We start from the raw sequence: 18,548 nt of genomic DNA, 5'->3' as shown, positions 1-18,548 counted from the left end.
TCAACCTTTCTTACGAGTTTTCCTCATCATCAAGTGTGTTGTCAATTTCAGACAGCAACTGTTGATAAGCAAGCTCTTTTGTAGTGTTTTTAAGCTGTGTCGCCGCCATGGTCTGATGACCGCCGCCGCCAAGCTTTTCCATTATAATCTGAACATTAACATTACCGTAGCTTCTTGCTGAAATGTTAATTTGACTGTTGTCTTCAAAAAGAACGAAGGATGCGTCAACACCTTTGAGGTTGAGCATTTCATCAGCCGCCTGAGCCGACGCAAGCCTTATATCGCCGTCACCGCTCGGCGCAATCGAAATTGCACAGCCACGGTAAACATGAGCCTTGCACACAATGTCAACCTTTTCACGGTAGGTTTCGATGTTATCGGAGAACATACCCTTTACGGTGAGCGTGTTTGCACCTCTTTTTCTCAGATAAGCCGCCGCCTCAAATGTGCGCACACCTGTTTTAACGGCAAAATTCTTTGTGTCAAGTGTAATGCCTGCAAGCATTGCGTCTGCCTGAACATATGTGAGCGGAGAATCATCAAGACAGCTGATTATTTCACTGCACATTTCACAGGTTGAAGACGCCGAGGGTTCGTGACAGAACACAAGAGCGTTGTTTATGTAATCAACCGCCTTTCTGTGGTGGTCGATAATGATAACCTTTTTACATTTTTCGTAGAGTTCCGTACTTTCAAGAGAACGCTTCAGGTGCGTATCAACTATGATAAGAAGCGACTTCTGGGTAAGTCCCGAAAGAGCGGCTTCCGGAGAAATGAATATATCGGTGTCGAGTTTTTCATCAGTATATTCAATGAGCTGTTTTGCCATTGAGGTTTCTCGGTTAATGACAACCTTTGAATAACGCTTGAAAGTTTTCTCCATTATGCATTGAAGTCCGATTGCCGCACCTACACAGTCAAGGTCGGAAAACTTGTGTCCCATAATAAAGATCTTGTCGCAGTCGGCAACAACACGGCTGATTGCGTTTGCAATAACTCTCATACGCACCTTGCTTGCCTTTTCCGCTGCGGCAACCTTTCCGCCGAAGAACTCGTATGTATTGTCTTTTTTAATGACAGCAACCTGATCGCCACCTCTGCCCAGTGCCATTTCAAGGGCTTTTCTTGCGTTGAGCTCGCTCTCTTTGATGTTATTATAACCTCGGCAAAGACCTACCGAGATTGACGCACTGTGGTTGTTTATCGTAATTCCTCGAATAGTTTTAAGAATCGGAAACTTATCGGCTGCCATTTTTTCAACATCGGCATCTCTGAAAATTATCATATAACGGTTGTTGCCGATTTTTTTGTAAAGAGCCGAATACTGCTCCGCCCACTTTTGCAGGCAAACTTCAATATCGAGCATTGCCTCGGAAAACGACTCGTCCGAGTTATCGGAAAAGTCCTCTGCATTATCAAAAACGGCAATCGCAACGCACGGCTTGGAAGCAAGATATTCCCTTGTAATCTGCTTGTAATAGGTGTTTTCGATAAATTCACAGACAGCGCCCTCGCCTGTAGAACGGCAATAAACCGTGTATTCTCTGCCGTCAATGGCAACATCACAGCCCTCACCCTTTTTCAGACAGTCAATTTCTTTTCCCGAAAGGTAGGCTTTGATATTATCGCCCTCTGCACCCTTTCCGCCGCACATAGCCTTGCGGAATCGTGAATTGCACCATACAATGTCACCCTGTCTGCCTATAACGGCAACAGGGCAACTGAATTTTTCAAGGTACTCTTCGTTAATACCCTTTATACTTCCGACTATATTTTTTACCGTACTTTTTACATAGCTTGTAAATCGCAATGAAGTTATAAGCACAACGGCTAAGGAAAGAACAGACACACCGAGTTCGATATAGAACACAACAGGCGAATAGTCATAGCTGACAACAGCCATGGCAAACATTATCACCGAAAAAATTATGAACCACGGTGTAAGCGTCCAATTTCTTTTTCTCATGTCAAACCTCTGTTAATAACAAAATAGCAAAAAATAAATCAGCGAATAAAACTTAAACCTCCTGAAGAATAGGAAGAATCATCGGAGCTCTCCTTGTACGCTGACCGATAAGTTTTGAAACATCATCCTTGATTCTGTTCTTAATAATGCCCCATTCGTGAACATTATTCTCTGCACAATCCTCAAGAATTGCAAGAGCGGTCTGCTTGACCTCTTCAAGAAGTCTTTCGCTCTCACGAACATATACAAATCCTCTTGAAACAATATCGGGACCGCTGATAACATGACCGTCATAAACATCAAGAGAAGCAACAATAATGATAAGTCCGTCCTGTCCGAGGTGCTTTCTGTCTCGAAGAACGATACTTCCGACATCACCAACGCCAAGACCGTCAACGAACACCTTGCCTGCCTGAACAGGCGGAAGCTCTTTCATATAATCCTCGTTGATTTCAAGAACACTTCCGACATCACCGATATAAATGTTCTTGCGTTCCATACCGAGAAACATTGCAAGGTCGGCATGTTTTCTGAGGTGTTTCTGTTCGCCGTGAACAGGGATAAAATACTTTGGCTTTACAAGCTTCTGCATGATTTTGAGTTCCTCCTGACAGGCATGACCTGAAACATGAACTTCATACATTGACTCATAAATTACCTTACAACCCTTTTTAAGAAGTTCGTCAACAACATTGCCGACTGTTTTCTCATTACCGGGAATCGGATTGGCTGAAATTATGATGAAATCACCCTCACCGACCATTACCTTGCGGTGGTCTGAATATGCCATTCTTGAAAGTGCGCTCATCGGCTCGCCCTGACTGCCTGTTGTAACAAGAACAACCTGCTGCGGCATATACTTGTCGAGCATATCAATATCGATAAGAATATTTTCGGGAAGATGAAGATATCCGAGCTTTTGTGCAACATCCATATAGTTGACCATACTTCTGCCCGAAAAAGCAACCTTTCTTCCGTACTTTTCTGCACAGTCAATAATCTGCTGAACACGGTTTACATTTGATGCAAAAGTTGCAATTATAATTCTGTAATTTTCCGCACTCTTGAAAAGATTATCAAGGCTGTCGGATACAGTTCTTTCCGTAGGGGTGTATCCGGGTCTTTCGGCATTTGTACTCTCCGAAAGAAGTGCAAGAACACCTTCGTCGCCCACTCTTGCAAAGCTTGAAAGGTCAATCATATCACCCGTGATAGGTGTGCAGTCAATCTTGAAGTCGCCCGTGTGAACAATAGTACCGCCCGGAGTGTGAATTGCAAAAGCAACAGCATCGGGAATCGAATGGTTTACATGAATGAAGTCAATCTTCATACAACCGAGCTTTATTGACTGACCTGCATTTATTACATTAAGCTGAGATTGATTGTAAAGACTATGCTCCTTGAGCTTGTTGCCTACAAGACCGAGCGTAAGCGGTGTACCGTAAATCGGAACATTCACCTTTGAAAGAAGAAAAGGCAAACCGCCGATGTGATCCTCATGTCCGTGTGTAAGGATAATACCCTTAACTCTGTCGGCATTCTGTTCAATATATGTGAAATCCGGAATTACAAGGTCAACGCCGAGCATATCCCCGTCAGGAAATGCCATACCGCAGTCGATGATGATTATATCGTTTTCACATTCAACAAGGGTGATGTTCTTGCCTATTTCGTTAAGACCGCCGAGAAATGCAATCTTAATTGACGGCTTCTGAGCATTCTTTTTTGGATAACCCTTTGACTTTGACGGATATTTCTTTTTGCCGTAATTTGACTTTCCGTTCGATTTCGGCTGAAATCCGTCATCATTTTTCTTATAGTAAGCGTTGTAGGAATTTTTACCCGAACCGCTCTTTTTTGAAGCATTATTTTTAGAGTATTGCTTCACATTCTTTTTGCCTTTTGAGTACCTTGACTGTTTAAGCATATAGTTTTCGTTCCTCTTTTCTGTACTCACAAATCTACCTCCATTTTCTGAAATATGTACTGAATAAAAGAAAAATAAATATATCAAAGACCTCTGAGCGCCCGTGAGGTCTTAATTTATTTATAAAATAAATTCTCCGTTCTGATAACGGTGAACATCTGTATTTATAATAATATCCGTAAAATATACGAATTTTATTCCCGTAATTATGACAACACATAGCTACCCTATCATAGTTTTTCATTTTATTTTACCGCATATCCTACTGTAATGTCAAGAAATTTTCATAACAAACACAAAACCCAAGGCTTGCAATCCGCATAACAAAGGCAATTTTATGCATAAAAATTTGAAATTTCCGTAAAATAAAACCCGTAAGCGATTTTTTAATTGCAATATTGTGTATAAATTTCAAAATTTGTTCAAACACCTACCAAAGTTATCAGAATTATATCAAATAATGGGTTGCAATTGTCGTTTCAGCGTATTATAATCTATAGTGCGGATTTTAATATTTTGAATAATTAGTACACTCTGAATTAAAGGAGAATTATTTTTGAAACAAGTTGAAATTTTTACAGACGGTGCTTGCAGCGGAAATCCCGGTCCCGGCGGTTGGGGTGCTGTTTTAAGATATAACGGTCACGAAAAGGAAATTTCAGGCGGTGAGGCAAACACAACCAACAACCGTATGGAGCTTTCGGCTGTTATCAATGCACTTGCTCTGCTCAAAGAACCGTGCAAGGTAACGCTTTACAGCGACTCGCAGTATGTTTGCAACGCACTAAAGCTCGGTTGGGCTAAAAAGTGGAAAGCAAACAACTGGATGCGTAATAAAAAAGAAAAGGCTTTGAACCCCGAACTTTGGGACAGGCTTCTTACCCTGTATGATACTCACGAGGTTGAAATTGTGTGGGTAAAAGGACACGCAGGTCATCCCGAAAACGAGCGTTGCGACCGACTTGCCGTTGCAGCCGCAAAACAATTTGCATAACAATAAACTTATATAAAGGTGGATATAAAATGAGATATGTTTATGCCGACAACTCGGCTACTACAGCACTTTCGCCGAAGGTGCTTGAAAAAATGATGCCATACCTCACCGAGGTTTACGGAAACCCGTCAAGCATTTATACAATCGGTGCAAAGGCAAAGGCTGCCGTAGAAACTGCAAGAGAAAACATTGCAAAGAATCTCGGTGCGGCTAACCCGAATGAAATTTACTTTACCTCAGGCGGAAGTGAATCCGACAACTGGGCACTCAAGGGTGTTTGTCACGCTCTAAAGGCAAAGGGCAAAAAGCACATCATTACTTCAAAGTTTGAACATCACGCTATTCTTCACACATGTGATGCTCTTGAAAAGGAAGGCTTTGAGGTTACTTATCTTGATGTTTACGAAAACGGTATTGTTCATCCCGAGGATGTTGAAAATGCAATTCGTGAGGATACGGCTATAGTATCGATTATGTATGCAAACAACGAAATCGGTACAATTCAGCCGATTTCCGAAATCGGTGCAATTTGCAGAAAGCACGGTGTTCTTTTCCATACAGACGCAGTTCAGGCGGCAGGTTATGTGAAGATTGATGTTCAGAAAGAAAACATTGACCTTCTTTCAATGACAGCACACAAGCTCCACGGACCGAAGGGCTGCGGTCTTCTCTACATCAGAAAAGGCGTAAGAATTGAAAACCTCATCTGCGGCGGTGCTCAGGAGAGGAACAAGCGTGCCGGTACCGAAAATGTTGCAGGTATTGTCGGTCTTGATGCCGCGCTTCAGCTTGCAGTTGACGGTATGGACGAAAGAAACGCAAAGCTTGAAAAGATGCGTGACAGACTTATCGACGGTCTTTTAAAGATTGAGCGTTCAAGAATCAACGGTGACAGAGTTCACAGACTCCCCGGCAATGTCAATATGTGCTTTGAGGGTATTGAGGGTGAAAGCCTTCTTTTAAGACTTGACCTCAAGGGTGTCTCGGCATCATCGGGTTCTGCATGTACATCGGGCAGTCTTGATCCGAGTCATGTACTTCTTGCAATCGGTCTTCCCCACGAAATTGCTCACGGCAGTATGCGTCTTTCATTCTCTGACGACAATACAAAGGAAGATATTGATTATATTCTTGAAATCGTTCCCGAAATTGTTTCGTACCTCAGAAGTATGTCACCTCTTTGGGAAAAGATTAAAAAGCAGGAAGCTCAGGGTTGATTGACAACCCGTTAAAATTCGTATAGAATTGAATAGATATTCGGCAACAATATATTCAGGAGGATTAAAATGGCTTATTCGGAAAAAGTAATGGATCATTTCGCTAATCCGAGAAATGTAGGCGAAATTGAAAACGCAGACGGCATTGGCGAGGTCGGTAACTCAAAATGCGGCGATATTATGAAAATGTACATTAAGGTTGATAACGATATCATCACAGATGTAAAATTTAAAACATTCGGCTGCGGTGCGGCTATTGCAACAAGCAGTATGGCAACAGAGCTTATCAAGGGCAAGTCAATCAATGACGCTCTCAAGCTCACAAACAAGGCGGTTATGGAGGCTCTTGACGGACTTCCGCCTGTCAAGGTTCACTGCTCTGTTCTTGCAGAACAGGCAATCAAGGCAGCCGTTTCGGACTACTACAAAAGAAGAGGCGTTGATCCCGAGCCAATCGTGGGCAATGTTCCCGAATGTGACAGCTGTGGCTGTGAAGGCTAATTAACTTAAAATCATACATCTGCCCGACTGCGTAAAAGTCGGGCATTTTTTTGCTCCCGATTATACCGTAGAATCAGTTGCACAAAAAAACGATTGAAATCCGAAAGGAAATCAATCGTTTTTTATTTGTGTGATTATTATTTTGCAATATATCAGCCGATTGCGGCATTAAAGATTTTTTCGCTGTTTTTCATCAATCTGTCAACCGCCTGCTGACCGCATTTTTTGGCAATACATTCGATTGCATCGGAATAAAGCTCAGGTGTATTATGATTGAATGAATGTGCGTCCGTACCGATAATGTCGATAAGTCCCGCACTTACAAGCTTTAACATTCTGCGGCGTTTCATCATCGGAGCTTTCTTTGTGTAATTTGAAATATTTGTCTGAATAACAACACCGAGCCGTTTTAAATCTTCAATCACATCAGGATTGTCAACAAGAAAGCTGTAACGCTCAACATGAGGAATTACGGGAATAAGTCCCTGTTCGCTCATAAGCCTGTCGAGCATTTCATACGAATTGTCCGAAAATGTTGCATTATACGGAAACTCAGTGAGAATATAGTTTGAATTTCCGTAGTTTATACCTTTGATATTTTCATTGTTGAAAAGATACTTTGTAACATAAACCTCTGTTCCGAGAACGATATTCATACCGTTCGGAATGTGCGGCTTGAATTTTTCAAACTTTTCCGCCCTCTCGGCAATAAAATCTTCAAGGCTGATTTCATTTGTATAAAAATGAGGTGTAAGACAAACATTCGTTACTCCCTGATTTTTAAGACAGGAGAGCAACTCCAGACTGTCCTCAACCGTTTTTGCACCGTCATCTATACCCGGAAGAATATGAGAGTGCATATCGAAAAGCTGCATACCGTTCACCAATTAAAGTGCCTCACAAACACGGTCGCCCATTTCGTCACAGCCAACCTTTGTGAAGCCCTCTTCATAGATATCGGGCGTACGGTAGGTTTCAAGAACCTTTGCAACAGCTGCCTCAATTGCGTCTGCCGCCTCGCTCTGATCAAGTGAATAACGGAGCATCATTGCAACAGAAAGAATTGTAGCAAGCGGATTTGCGATATTCTGACCCGCAATGTCAGGAGCAGAACCGTGGATAGGCTCATAAAGACCGAGCTTGCTGCCCGAAAGGCTTGCAGATGCGAGCATACCGATTGAGCCGGCAATCATTGATGCCTCGTCAGAAAGAATATCACCGAAGATATTTGATGTGAGAATAACATCAAACTGACGTGGATTTCTTACAAGCTGCATAGCGCAGTTGTCAACATACATATGGTTAAGCTCAACCTCGGGATAATCCTCGGCAACTCTCTTAACTGTTTCTCTCCAAAGTCTTGAAGACTCAAGAACATTTGCCTTATCTACGCTTGTGAGCTTTTTATTTCTCTTCATAGCAAGGTCAAAAGCAACTCTTGCAATTCTCTCAACCTCACCGATTGTGTACATTTCCGTATCCCAAGCCGCAGGCTGACCGTTAACTTCTTTTCTGCCTCTTTCGCCAAAGTAGATACCGCCTGTAAGCTCACGAACAATCATAACATCGAGGTTGCCGCCGATAATTTCATCCTTGATAGGTGATGCACTTTTGAGCGGTCCGAAAATAACCGACGGACGAAGATTTGCGAAAAGTCCGAGTGCGCCTCTGATACCGAGAAGTCCTGCCTCGGGACGGTTGTTACCCGGCTGTGAATCCCACTTAGGACCGCCTACCGCACCGAGAAGCACGCTGTCCGACGCCTTACACTTTGCAACTGTTTCATCGGGAAGCGGAACACCTGTTGCGTCAATAGCACAACCGCCGAGAAGTGCCTCGTCATATGTAACGCCAAAGCCAAATTTTTCAGCGGCACAATCAAGAACCTTTACAGCCTGATTTACGATTTCAGGACCGATACCGTCGCCCTTTAAAAGAGTAATTTTATAATCTGCCATTTTTATATCTCCTTAATCAATTGTTTATCAATGGATATTATCCCACAATATACGGCAAAAGATTGTAAACTGTGCTACAATTCTGCCAAAGTTTCAAAAAATCAGTCATTCTCCGACGGAAGCGGAATCGTCTGAAAAACTTCACAGACTTTATCCCTCTGCCAAAGTACGGGAGTAACTCTGAGTGAATAGCCGAAACCATTGTCCATTGTCCATTCAAACGGTTTTGCCTGCGGAAGTCCGTAGACTGCAAGCAAGGTCATAATAACACCGCCGTGAGTGACAATTACACTTTCGGTTGTGCCTGTTTTCATAAGTCCCTCAACAATGCTTTCAAACATTTTGCATACTCTGCGTGTAAAATCAGCATTGCTCTCCCCCCTCGGAGGTTTTACGGAAGAATCGCCTGCGAGCCACTTTTTAAAATCGGGATCGTTTTTCAGCTCATCGGCAGTTTTGCCCTCCCATTCACCGAAATTACATTCGGAAAGGTTGTCGATAACAAGCGGATTTTGTTCGGGATAAAGAATTTTTGCGGTTTCGGTACAACGCTTTAACGGACTTGTGAACACAACCTGCGTACCCGGATATTTGTACTCATAATCGAGTTTTCTCAAATCCATTCTGCCCCTGTCGGAAAGCGGAGCGTCTGTTGTTCCGATATATTTCCCCGCAAGTGTATCATCAATCGAACCGTGTCTTATAAAATGAATTATGTATGATTTCATAACTTCTCCCATAAACCGACTTTCAGCAAATCGGCACTTAATTATTTACAAAAAGTAAATTTTGTATTATACTGTCTGTATAGAAAGTATATTGCTGTAAATGCTTTCAATGCACTATATATTATCAGAGCAATTTCTGCTTTGCTTTTTCTGACAATCAAGTTAATTATACTATCTTTAAAAATGAGGTGTCAAGTCTTGAACAAAGATTTTCCGAGAATTATAACATTTCTTCGTAAAGAAAGAGGTTTGAGTCAAAAACAGGTTGCAGGCGATATGGGAATTTCGCAGGCACTTTTGTCACATTATGAAAAGGGAATCCGTGAATGCGGTCTCGATTTTCTCGTAAAAACAGCCGAATACTACGGTGTTTCAACCGATTATCTTCTCGGCAGAACCGTACAGAGAAATTTCACAGCCGATCCTTTTGAGGCTGCCGAAGAAGAGGTTGTCATCAATACCGAAAAAGGCAGTATGATCAACAAAATAAACCGCAGTCTTTTGATGAACACCACCTCGGTAATCTACGATTTGCTTGCAAAAATCGGCAACAAGCACCTTACAAACTCAGTCAGCAACTACCTTATGAGCGCCGAATATGTAATTTTCCGCACGATTTATAATTCCGAAAAAAATAACTCGCAAACTATGTTTTCGCTTGATAAGAACCGCTACAGAAATCTCACGGACGCATCAATGATTCTTGACCTTGAAATCATCAACGAACTTATTGAAAATGAGAAGCTTACCCTCACCCTCTCTCCCGATGTCATTTCGGTATGTTTTGAAAAAAACGCCCCGTCACTATTCAACCTAATTCAATATTCCGAAAGAAACATAAAAAATGTCTATGCAGGAAAAAGATGATTTTTAACTGCTTTTCAGAATAATAAGTTTACTTTCGTGCTACATATACGCTTATAATGTAGCATAGAAGTAAAGTAACACAACAAACAACGGTCGGTTGGCTTGGAGTTTTTCTCAAGCTGAACCGACCGTTTTGTTGTCTGTTTATTTTCTTTTATAGCATTATCCGTATGTAATGCGGAATTATGCGTTAAGACCGAACGAGATTGATATTGCGTTATTTATTTCGTTCATAGAATTTTCATCAACAGTACCCATTTTTTCTTTGAGCCGTTTTTTGTCGATTGTTCGTACCTGTTCAAGCAAAACAACGCTGTCTTTGGCGAGTCCTGAGCTGTCGGCGTGCAATGGAATGTGGGTAGGCAAATTCGCCTTTGACTGCTGACTTGTAATTGCGGCGGCGATTACAGTCGGACTGAATCGGTTGCCGACATTATTCTGAACAATAAGCACAGGTCTGATTCCGCCCTGCTCAGAGCCTACAACGGGACTCAGGTCGGCATAATAAATATCTCCTCTTCGTATATTCAAGGCTTTCACGCTCCAAATAATTGTTTACTTGTATTTTTGCCTTTCCAAAAGCTTTTATACAGCTATTACATAATATTTTTGAGCGTAAAATTTGTGAATCGGTTCAGCCGTTTGCATCTTTCACATTGGAAAGCACCATTTCGTAATCTTCGCCGTCAACGCTGATTTTGCTTATGCAGCCCTTTGAATTTGTGCTGACAACGGCTTTGCCGAACGCTGAATCAAGTCTGTATGTACACACATCTTCGCACTTCCCCTCAAAAACCGCCCTGCCGTCTGCAATTCCGTATAAAATTTCTTTTGTAATATTCGGGAAACTGCTTTCGGGAATGTACGCTTCATCGGCGGAGCAAATCATATTCTCCCTTGAAATTTCAATATCCGAACCCTTGTATGTAACCGACAAACCGCTGACCGTGTTCGGAGAATCAAGCGAAATGTTGATGAGTTTTTTACCGCTTGCCGACAGCTTTCCCGTGATGTTCATTTTTCTGTATTCACAGCTGAAATCGGCAGTAAACGAGGATTTCGGAGTAAGATTTTCCTGCACTTCATCACACCCCGTAATGATAAAAACGGGCATAACAAAAAGGACACATAATGCAATCAAGATTTTCCGTGCCATAAGACACCTCCCGATACATTATATGTCCCGTGAAATTTTTAATACATTGTACAAATAAGTGACGATTGAATTTAAACTATAACTTAGTATATTAACTCATTTTCATTATCTAATTATTTTCTATGAGATCTAATTTTAAACACCAATATTATTATAGTTAAAACTATAAGAATTATAATGCCCGCCACGAGTACATTTACATATGTATAGTCACCACCTGACCCCAACATACCATCTTTTAATACTGTAACATGTTTAAATTGTTTTGTATTCGAGGAATTATCATTACCGTAACTAACTGAAGAAGTTGTTTCAGATTCACCAGAATTTTTTGTTTTCACCACTTCATGACTAGACTTATTCGGAGTATTTTCTTCTCCCATTCCGTCAATATAATTAATAAATCCTCCTTGAAATTTAGAATCATTTACACAATCAGCATTAACAATTGGTGTAACATTTTCTATCTCTTCTGTTCCATTAACAGACACACTACAAGTGATAGTATATGACTTAAGATAGGTCATATCATCGCCGTAAATATCAGTAATGAAATAAGAAAGATCTGTTTCCCCAACCTTTTCCACCTTGAATTCAATTGAAAAAAGTGAAGTATCAGAATGAATTTCAGTAGGATTTTTAACATCAGTCCAAAAAAAAGTATAACAATTTTCAGCACTATCATTTATATCAGAATTAGAAAAAGAATCAGTTATGAATGAATTTTCAACAATAGACAAATATTCTTTATCATAAAAGCCGCTCATCTTAACTCCAACAACATCTTCAGTAGTATCAGACATATAAATAGAATATTTTATTATATCTCCTACTTGAGCAGTAACAACATCGTCTCCGCTAGTTGAAATATGGATTTTTAAACTATCATCTAAAGCACTCGTAGAAATACAAAACATTGAGATTAATAGAATGGCAACAAATGCTACTGGCATTAGCAATTTAGTTATTCTAAACATTATAACTTCCCCCTCCCGTCTTAATTATAAACACCTAAAATAATTTTGTCAACAGATTTTTTAAATAATTATACAATTATTTTATGTATTTTTAAGCCACGTGCATAATCTGAATTAAAAACAGCCATGCAAGTCCGTAATAGGTTACAACTGCAACCAAATCATTCACCGTAGTGATGAGTGGACCCGAAGCAACGGCAGGGTCAACTTTGATTTTCTTGAAGAATATAGGAACTAAAGTTCCGACAAGGCTTGAAATAATGATTGAAACAAGCAATGCAACACCGACACATCCCGAAATTAAAAATGCCGTTCCGATTGCATAGCCTTTAAACAAAACTATATAAACTCCCAGACAGACAAGTGCGAACACACCGAGCAATCCGCCGTTGCAGAAGCCTATTTTCATCTCTTTAAGCGTCAATTTAAGCTTGTCTTTACCGTTTAATTTTTCGTCCATTAACACTCTGATTGTAACCGCAAGCGACTGTGTGCCGACATTTCCTGCCATATCGAGAATTAAAGACTGAAAGCAAATTACAACAGGCAAAACAGCCACAACGCCTTCAAAGGCTCCTACTACTGCCGAAACGCCCATTCCGAGAAACAGAAGAATAATCAGCCACGGAAGACGCTTTTTCATACTTTCCTTTGTAGTTTCGTTAAGGTCTTCTTCCGAGGACAAGCCGGCAAGCTTTGCGTAATCGTCGCCCATCTCGTCATCAACCGTTTCAATGACATCCTGTGCGGTGATAATGCCGACCATTTTCTTTTTCCTGTTAAGAACCGGAAGCGAATCCTCAGCGTAATCTTTTATCTTCACAACGCTGTCGGAAATTTTCTCGTTATCGTACAAGTAGGGATATGCGTAGCTTATGAGGGTTTTCAATTCAACATTTTCTCTTGCGACAATCAAATCCTTCAAATCAATTGCACCGCAAAAACAACCCTTATCATTAACCACATATATTGTTGAAATATTATCATTTTCACCCGCCTGTCTTACAAGCTCGTGCATTGCTTCACGGATTGTAAGATTTTCCCTGATACATATATAGTTTGTTGTAATCAAACTTCCGATTTCGTCATCGTCATAAGAATAGATTAGCCTGATGTCCGTTTTGGTTTCATCATCAATCATCGGACGAAGCTTTATTTTTACACTTTCATCAATATTACGCCAAAGATCAACAGCATCATCGGCATCCATTTCGTTTACAATTTCAGCCAATTTATCAATTTCAATTTCTTCGATATACTGTGACGGGTTATCAATGTAAGAAATAATTTCGGCAAGCCATTTTGCATCAAGTGCGCTGTACAAAAGATTTCTTTCGGCTCTGTTTAAAAATTCAAAACTTTGCGCAATGTCATTGTCATGGTAATCCTTCAGCTTGTTGCGCATCTCTTCCATTGAGCAAGACAGTTTGACTGCATTTACAATTCTTTCTGCATAAATCGGTTCTTTTAATACTTTATTTTTCATCATTTAGCCTCCTTTTCACTAAAAAAGGGCGTAAAAAGCCCATCGTAACATTAACTGCCACAAAAATAAGCTGTGAATAGTTTGTAACGATGGGTAAAGGCTTTATGATTATTTACTGCTAAAAAACGGCGCACCTACAGACACCTGAAATAGCTTCCAAGTCTGTATCCATCGTTATGTGTACTTCGACTTCGACTATCACAACTGTCCATACTGTTCGCCTCCTTAAATTCTTTTCACGGTGATTATAACACCGTTTTGAATTAAAATCAAGTTTTGTTGTGTAAAAAATTTGTAACTGACCGTGTTCGGAGAATCAAGCGAAATGTTGATGAGCTTTTTGCCACTTACCGACAGCTTTCCCGTGATGTTCATTTTTCTGTATTCACAGCTGAAATCGGCAATAAACGAAGATTTCGGAGTGAGATTTTCCTGCACTTCATCACACCCCGTAATGACAAAAACAGGCATAACAAAAAGGACACATAATGCAATCAAGATTTTCCGTGTCATAAGACACCTCCCGATACATTATATGTCCTGTGAATTTTTTAATACATTGTACAAATAAGTGATTAATGCATTTTATCTTAATATCCGTGATCAATATGCTGCCATTTTCCGCCTTTTGTTCTGACTAAAATCCAGTTCCAGTTATTATATGTGGAATTCGGATTTAATGATCCGTCGCCGCCTGATGAATCAACATCAAATGAAGATAACAGCACAATAACTTCATCTGCATTATTCCTGTCGGCAAATTCCTGAAAATCGGTGCAGTAATCATCTCCTGCATAATAAATTTCCGTGAGGGTACAGCCGTTCCAATTGGCGTCGAACTCTTTTTCAATAGTATCAACAGCAGAGTTAATATCATCTGCGGAATAGATTTCAGAATCCACATCGTGAGTCTTCACTTTGCTTATATCTCCTCCGCAGGCACTCAAACCGATAACAAGAAATACACACATAACTAAACATAAAATTTTCTTCATAATTACTTCTTTCAAAATCGTCATCATTTTGACAACTTTTTTTCGCAAAAAGATTCCCGTTTCTTACTTGTATTTTAAATCAAAATCCGCAACGCTTTTTATTCTTATAAAGAACAATTCAACTTACGATTGATTAACTGTTTTGTATATATTATTTCCTGTTTTTTTCTCAAAATAATTTTTTAATCTTATGTTTGAATTCCATTTTTCTTGTGGGTAATAACCATATCTTTGTTTTACATCTCTCATACGATCTTCAATATTCAACACACTGTCACTGCCTGCCAACGCATCGCATAACTGAATTAATTTGTCATAATCATCCATATTTACTTTAGCAAGAGCAGTTTCTATCAATTCAAGTTCTTCATCAGAAACATCGAATTTACCAATGTATTCCTTTACGGTTGAATTATTAAACGAATGTGTAAGGCAAATTTTTGCGACCTCATCATATCCCAATGACATCATATATGTATATCCGTCAGAAACATGACCTAAATGCCTAACACCAAACTTTCTGCCAATATCATGGAGTAACCCTAATATGTATGCCTTTTCCGAATCCAAATTTTCACATAATTCCGCAATCTTTTCAGCACATTTTGCTGTAATGCGACTGTGATTTACCCAAGGACCCGAATTACATTGTTCAGCTTCTTCTAATATTTTTTCAGCTTCCGCTCTTGTTGGCATCATTTTTATTCGCCTCCATAAACAGAGTTATATGTAAAACATTACCTCACACTACTGCATAAAAGTAATTTTGTGACATTTATATAATCTGACTTAATATAAATTATGTGCTGTTACTTGTGGGTGGATAATATCTGCCCCTACAAAATCGTCTTCATTTTCACAACTTTTTTCGCAAAAAGATTCACGTTTCTACTTGTATTTTAAATCAAAATCCGCAACGCTTATAGGCAAGGGGAATACAATTTATCAGGTCTGTGGGGAGCATTGAGATTTTGCCGTATTTTTCGGCGGCAATGTCGCCTGCAAGACCGTGGAGATATACTGCCGCTGCGGCTGATGAGAACGCACTTGCGCCCTGTGCAAGGATTGATGCGGTCATTCCTGCAAGCACATCACCGCTGCCGCCTGTTGCCATTCCCGAATTGCCTGTCGGGTTCACAAGCACCTTGCCGTTTGGCGAGGCAATTACCGTTCCTGCTCCTTTGAGAACGGTTACAACACCGTACTTTTGTGCAAAATCGAGGGCAACTCTCTCCCTTTCCGCATTTACAAGCGGAGTTGCAAGACCTGTAAGTCTTGACATTTCGCCCGGGTGAGGAGTAATTATAATCGGGGCTTTTTTCCTTAAAAGAATTTCAGGCTGTTTTGCAACACAATTGAGTGCATCTGCGTCAAGCACAAGCGGTGTTGTGGAATTTTCTATTAAAGAAAATACAATTTTTAATGTATCGTCGCACACACCGAGTCCGCAACCGACAAGAGTTGCAGAGGATTTGCACGATTCGCTGACTAAAAACGGAACATTTACCTTTGAGATTCTGCCGTCTGCATTTTCGCTGAGAGGATAGTAAACGCTCTCAAGAATCGTTTGGGCAACAATCGGGTAAATGCTTCTCGGCAAGGCACATTTTGCAAGACCTATGCCCGTTCTTAACGCACCCTTTGCCGACATAACCGCCGCTCCTGCCATTCCGTAGCTTCCGCAAACGCAGAGCAATGAACCCAGAGTTCCCTTGTTTGCATCATCGGGGCGTTCAAAAATTGCACTTTTTAGAACATTTACATCTGTTACTGTCATACAATCAACTCATTTTTCTTTTATAGAATAACTGAACCACAATATTCTTGTTGAGGTGCGGTTTCATACCGTTGAGAATATCCTCGTTCGGAGTAAAAACAAGAAGACATCTGCCGTATGCAGGACTGTTGAAAACAGCGAAATAGTTTTCGTCCTTGGAGTCAATATCTCTTGCGGCGATAAAAGTTTTGAGAAATCTCATCTTCTTGATTTCGGTATCGTCTTTTTCAAGTCTTTCAATCTCGTTAATCTGAACCTTGCACATGGTTTTTCTTTTGCGCAATGCAACAACCTTTGCAATTTCAAGCTCATTACCCGAAACCGAATATTCAAAATCGACCTTCTGAATACTGAACACATACCAAACAGCATAAATTCCGCCTACAAACACGAAAAAAGCCACATAGATAAGATATGCAATTGTTGCAAAAGCAAGTAAAAACAATGTTGTCGGCACTAAAATAAGCAAAAGCACCGAAACAATTTTTATAATCAGATTTTTAGGTTTGTTAACCCGTCTTACAACCTGTTCGTTAAAATTATTCAATGTATTTTCTCCTTTATGATTGATATTTCATATGATATCACAGGCTGTTGTTTTTTTCAACAAAAGATACAAAAACTCTTGCAAAAAAAATGTTTTGGTGTTATCATAGAAAAAGATAACATGATGACGAAGAAAGTAGCGTTTGCGTGATACCGTCAAAGAGAATGTGTGCCAAGGCTGAAAGCATACAACGGTGTTGCAGGTGTGAAGTTCCCTTCCGAGTGGTGAGGTTGAAATTTTCAGTAGATCTCAACGGCTGACTCCGTTACAGGTTGTGAAAGTGTCTGCTTTCGGGAGTGTTTGCTTTGATGCAAAAATCAGGGTGGTACCACGGATTATTTCGTCCCTGCGTAATTGATTTTACGCAGGGCTTTATTATTTTTACGGAGGTAATTTATGAACGAGAAATTATTAAGTTTAAAAGACGAAATCAAGTCAAGACTCGGCGAAACACAAGATTTGACCGACCTTGATAAAATCAGAGTTTCTTATCTTGGCAAAAAGGGCAGCATCACGGCTCTTTTAAAGGGTATGAAAGACCTTCCCAACGAGGAAAGAAAAACTTTCGGTGCTGAGGTAAACAAGCTCAAAGCACAGGCCGCACAGCTTATTGAAGAAAGACTTGCGGAACTTAAAGAAAAGGAAATTCAGCGTGAAATCGCCTTGATGCCGCAGTTTGACATTACATCGCCTGTTGCGCTTGCAAGGGGTTCTTATCACCCAATCACCCTTGTTCAGAGAGAATGCGAAAAGATTTTCTCATCAATGGGATTTAACATTGAGGACTACTCCGAAATCGTAACCGACTACGAATGCTTTGAGGCTCTTAACATTCCGAAGCACCACCCCGCAAGAGATATGCAGGACACTTACTACCTTGACAACGGTCAGCTTTTAAAGTCACACACATCAGCCGCACAGAACGCAATTCTTAAAAAGTACGGCAAGGGACTTATTGAAAACGGCACACCTATAAAAGCCATCTTCCCCGGCAGATGCTTCAGAAACGAGGCTACGGACGCTTGTCACGAAAACACATTTTTCCAGATGGAAGGCGTTATGGTTGACAAGGACATTTCAATTTCAAACCTTATCTACTTTATGAAAACAATGCTTTCCGAGGTATTCAAAAAGGATATCAAGGTTAGACTTCGCCCCGGCTTTTTCCCATTCGTTGAACCGGGTTTTGAACTCGACATCAGCTGTCTTATCTGCGGCGGCGAGGGTTGTCCGTCATGTAAGCACAGCGGTTGGCTTGAGTTATGCCCCTGCGGTATGATTCATCCCAATGTTCTGCGTGAGGGCGGAATTGATCCCGAAAAATACACAGGCTTTGCGTTTGGTCTCGGTCTTACAAGACTTGCAATGATGAAGTACGGAATCAAGGATATCCGTGACCTTAACAGCGGCAGTCTTAAAGCACTTTCACAGTTTACTGATGACGAATAAGAG

General features: G+C 40.5%; 19 protein-coding genes and 1 other annotated feature. Of the genes, 5 read left to right on the top strand and 14 right to left on the bottom strand.

Going from position 1 to position 18,548, the window contains the following annotated elements; translation table 11 throughout:
- Positions 1–10: 10 nt before the first annotated feature.
- On the bottom strand, positions 11–1,966 hold the full coding sequence (locus WMO31_RS01620; protein ID WP_015523630.1) for a DHH family phosphoesterase: 1,956 nt from the start codon (positions 1,964–1,966) through the stop codon (positions 11–13).
- 52 nt (positions 1,967–2,018) lie between these two features.
- Complete coding sequence (locus WMO31_RS01615; RefSeq protein WP_101069954.1) at positions 2,019–3,893, bottom strand: ribonuclease J; 1,875 nt, start codon at positions 3,891–3,893, stop codon at positions 2,019–2,021.
- A gap of 556 nt (positions 3,894–4,449) precedes the next feature.
- On the opposite strand from WMO31_RS01615, the gene rnhA reads away from it, so the two are divergent.
- The 3 genes from rnhA to nifU all read left to right on the top strand — a co-directional run bounded on the left by rnhA (position 4,450) and on the right by nifU (position 6,605).
- Positions 4,450–4,887, top strand: a complete 438-nt coding sequence (rnhA, locus tag WMO31_RS01610; protein ID WP_021883353.1) for a ribonuclease HI — start codon at positions 4,450–4,452, stop codon at positions 4,885–4,887.
- A gap of 29 nt (positions 4,888–4,916) precedes the next feature.
- The gene (nifS, locus tag WMO31_RS01605; protein ID WP_367999089.1) at positions 4,917–6,104 is read left to right on the top strand and encodes a cysteine desulfurase NifS; all 1,188 of its coding nucleotides are present in this window, start codon (positions 4,917–4,919) and stop codon (positions 6,102–6,104) included.
- A gap of 69 nt (positions 6,105–6,173) precedes the next feature.
- A complete protein-coding gene (nifU, locus tag WMO31_RS01600) occupies positions 6,174–6,605 on the top strand; it encodes a Fe-S cluster assembly scaffold protein NifU (RefSeq protein ID WP_015523628.1) in 432 nt (143 codons plus the stop codon).
- Positions 6,606–6,757: 152 nt separating this feature from the next.
- Here the strand turns inward: nifU and WMO31_RS01595 are convergent, their stop codons facing one another.
- The 3 genes from WMO31_RS01595 to WMO31_RS01585 form a co-directional block, all read right to left on the bottom strand.
- Positions 6,758–7,489 (bottom strand): tyrosine-protein phosphatase, encoded by a 732-nt coding sequence (locus tag WMO31_RS01595; protein ID WP_303672270.1) that lies wholly within the window; start codon positions 7,487–7,489, stop codon positions 6,758–6,760.
- A 3-nt stretch (positions 7,490–7,492) separates the two neighbouring features.
- Complete coding sequence (gene leuB / locus WMO31_RS01590) at positions 7,493–8,563, bottom strand: 3-isopropylmalate dehydrogenase (RefSeq protein ID WP_015523627.1); 1,071 nt, start codon at positions 8,561–8,563, stop codon at positions 7,493–7,495.
- 101 nt (positions 8,564–8,664) lie between these two features.
- Positions 8,665–9,291 carry a histidine phosphatase family protein gene (locus WMO31_RS01585; protein ID WP_021883356.1) on the bottom strand — a complete coding sequence of 209 codons (627 nt, stop codon included), beginning with the start codon at positions 9,289–9,291 and terminating at the stop codon, positions 8,665–8,667.
- Positions 9,292–9,489: 198 nt separating this feature from the next.
- Here WMO31_RS01585 and WMO31_RS01580 point away from each other — a divergent pair, with 198 nt between their 5' ends.
- Positions 9,490–10,158 carry a helix-turn-helix domain-containing protein gene (locus tag WMO31_RS01580; protein ID WP_295183362.1) on the top strand — a complete coding sequence of 223 codons (669 nt, stop codon included), beginning with the start codon at positions 9,490–9,492 and terminating at the stop codon, positions 10,156–10,158.
- 183 nt (positions 10,159–10,341) lie between these two features.
- On the opposite strand, the gene WMO31_RS01575 is transcribed toward WMO31_RS01580, so the two are convergent.
- From WMO31_RS01575 to WMO31_RS01535, 9 genes are all read right to left on the bottom strand, one after another.
- On the bottom strand, positions 10,342–10,689 hold the full coding sequence (locus WMO31_RS01575) for a type II toxin-antitoxin system PemK/MazF family toxin (RefSeq protein ID WP_021883358.1): 348 nt from the start codon (positions 10,687–10,689) through the stop codon (positions 10,342–10,344).
- 103 nt (positions 10,690–10,792) lie between these two features.
- A complete protein-coding gene (locus WMO31_RS01570) occupies positions 10,793–11,314 on the bottom strand; it encodes a hypothetical protein (protein ID WP_295183360.1) in 522 nt (173 codons plus the stop codon).
- A 113-nt stretch (positions 11,315–11,427) separates the two neighbouring features.
- Positions 11,428–12,291: a hypothetical protein gene (locus tag WMO31_RS01565; protein ID WP_367999088.1), complete on the bottom strand. Its 864-nt coding sequence runs from the start codon at positions 12,289–12,291 to the stop codon at positions 11,428–11,430.
- A gap of 91 nt (positions 12,292–12,382) precedes the next feature.
- A complete protein-coding gene (mgtE, locus tag WMO31_RS01560) occupies positions 12,383–13,777 on the bottom strand; it encodes a magnesium transporter (protein ID WP_367999087.1) in 1,395 nt (464 codons plus the stop codon).
- A 225-nt stretch (positions 13,778–14,002) separates the two neighbouring features.
- Positions 14,003–14,290 carry a hypothetical protein gene (locus WMO31_RS01555; RefSeq protein ID WP_117949593.1) on the bottom strand — a complete coding sequence of 96 codons (288 nt, stop codon included), beginning with the start codon at positions 14,288–14,290 and terminating at the stop codon, positions 14,003–14,005.
- Between the two features lie 77 nt (positions 14,291–14,367).
- Complete coding sequence (locus WMO31_RS01550; protein WP_021883360.1) at positions 14,368–14,772, bottom strand: hypothetical protein; 405 nt, start codon at positions 14,770–14,772, stop codon at positions 14,368–14,370.
- Positions 14,773–14,895: 123 nt separating this feature from the next.
- Complete coding sequence (locus WMO31_RS01545; RefSeq protein WP_117949595.1) at positions 14,896–15,471, bottom strand: HD domain-containing protein; 576 nt, start codon at positions 15,469–15,471, stop codon at positions 14,896–14,898.
- A gap of 205 nt (positions 15,472–15,676) precedes the next feature.
- Positions 15,677–16,549 (bottom strand): NAD(P)H-hydrate dehydratase, encoded by an 873-nt coding sequence (locus tag WMO31_RS01540; protein ID WP_367286128.1) that lies wholly within the window; start codon positions 16,547–16,549, stop codon positions 15,677–15,679.
- A gap of 4 nt (positions 16,550–16,553) precedes the next feature.
- A complete protein-coding gene (locus WMO31_RS01535) occupies positions 16,554–17,096 on the bottom strand; it encodes a DUF6106 family protein (protein WP_117949601.1) in 543 nt (180 codons plus the stop codon).
- Between the two features lie 114 nt (positions 17,097–17,210).
- Positions 17,211–17,447 (top strand) — a binding site (T-box leader).
- 45 nt (positions 17,448–17,492) lie between these two features.
- Here WMO31_RS01535 and pheS point away from each other — a divergent pair.
- Complete coding sequence (pheS, locus tag WMO31_RS01530) at positions 17,493–18,545, top strand: phenylalanine--tRNA ligase subunit alpha (protein ID WP_021883363.1); 1,053 nt, start codon at positions 17,493–17,495, stop codon at positions 18,543–18,545.
- Positions 18,546–18,548 lie beyond the last annotated feature (3 nt).

Origin of the sequence: Ruminococcoides intestinale (genome assembly GCF_040095935.1) — a bacterium.
In the GTDB taxonomy this organism is placed as follows: domain Bacteria; phylum Bacillota; class Clostridia; order Oscillospirales; family Acutalibacteraceae; genus Ruminococcoides; species Ruminococcoides intestinale.
Note: the sequence above shows the minus strand (reverse complement) of the source record. Positions and strands in the feature narration are given on the sequence as shown.

What these genes read in the sequence shown, in the direction of transcription:
- WMO31_RS01620 (WP_015523630.1), bottom strand. Translation starts at nt 1,966, where the DNA reads ATGAGAAAAAGAAATTGGACGCTTACACCGTGGTTCATAATTTTTTCG.
- WMO31_RS01615 (WP_101069954.1), bottom strand. Translation starts at nt 3,893, where the DNA reads ATGCTTAAACAGTCAAGGTACTCAAAAGGCAAAAAGAATGTGAAGCAA.
- nifS (WP_367999089.1), top strand. Translation starts at nt 4,917, where the DNA reads ATGAGATATGTTTATGCCGACAACTCGGCTACTACAGCACTTTCGCCG.
- nifU (WP_015523628.1), top strand. Translation starts at nt 6,174, where the DNA reads ATGGCTTATTCGGAAAAAGTAATGGATCATTTCGCTAATCCGAGAAAT.
- leuB (WP_015523627.1), bottom strand. Translation starts at nt 8,563, where the DNA reads ATGGCAGATTATAAAATTACTCTTTTAAAGGGCGACGGTATCGGTCCT.
- WMO31_RS01585 (WP_021883356.1), bottom strand. Translation starts at nt 9,291, where the DNA reads ATGAAATCATACATAATTCATTTTATAAGACACGGTTCGATTGATGAT.
- WMO31_RS01570 (WP_295183360.1), bottom strand. Translation starts at nt 11,314, where the DNA reads ATGGCACGGAAAATCTTGATTGCATTATGTGTCCTTTTTGTTATGCCC.
- WMO31_RS01565 (WP_367999088.1), bottom strand. Translation starts at nt 12,291, where the DNA reads ATGTTTAGAATAACTAAATTGCTAATGCCAGTAGCATTTGTTGCCATT.
- mgtE (WP_367999087.1), bottom strand. Translation starts at nt 13,777, where the DNA reads ATGAAAAATAAAGTATTAAAAGAACCGATTTATGCAGAAAGAATTGTA.
- WMO31_RS01555 (WP_117949593.1), bottom strand. Translation starts at nt 14,290, where the DNA reads ATGACACGGAAAATCTTGATTGCATTATGTGTCCTTTTTGTTATGCCT.
- WMO31_RS01550 (WP_021883360.1), bottom strand. Translation starts at nt 14,772, where the DNA reads ATGAAGAAAATTTTATGTTTAGTTATGTGTGTATTTCTTGTTATCGGT.
- WMO31_RS01545 (WP_117949595.1), bottom strand. Translation starts at nt 15,471, where the DNA reads ATGATGCCAACAAGAGCGGAAGCTGAAAAAATATTAGAAGAAGCTGAA.
- WMO31_RS01540 (WP_367286128.1), bottom strand. Translation starts at nt 16,549, where the DNA reads ATGACAGTAACAGATGTAAATGTTCTAAAAAGTGCAATTTTTGAACGC.
- pheS (WP_021883363.1), top strand. Translation starts at nt 17,493, where the DNA reads ATGAACGAGAAATTATTAAGTTTAAAAGACGAAATCAAGTCAAGACTC.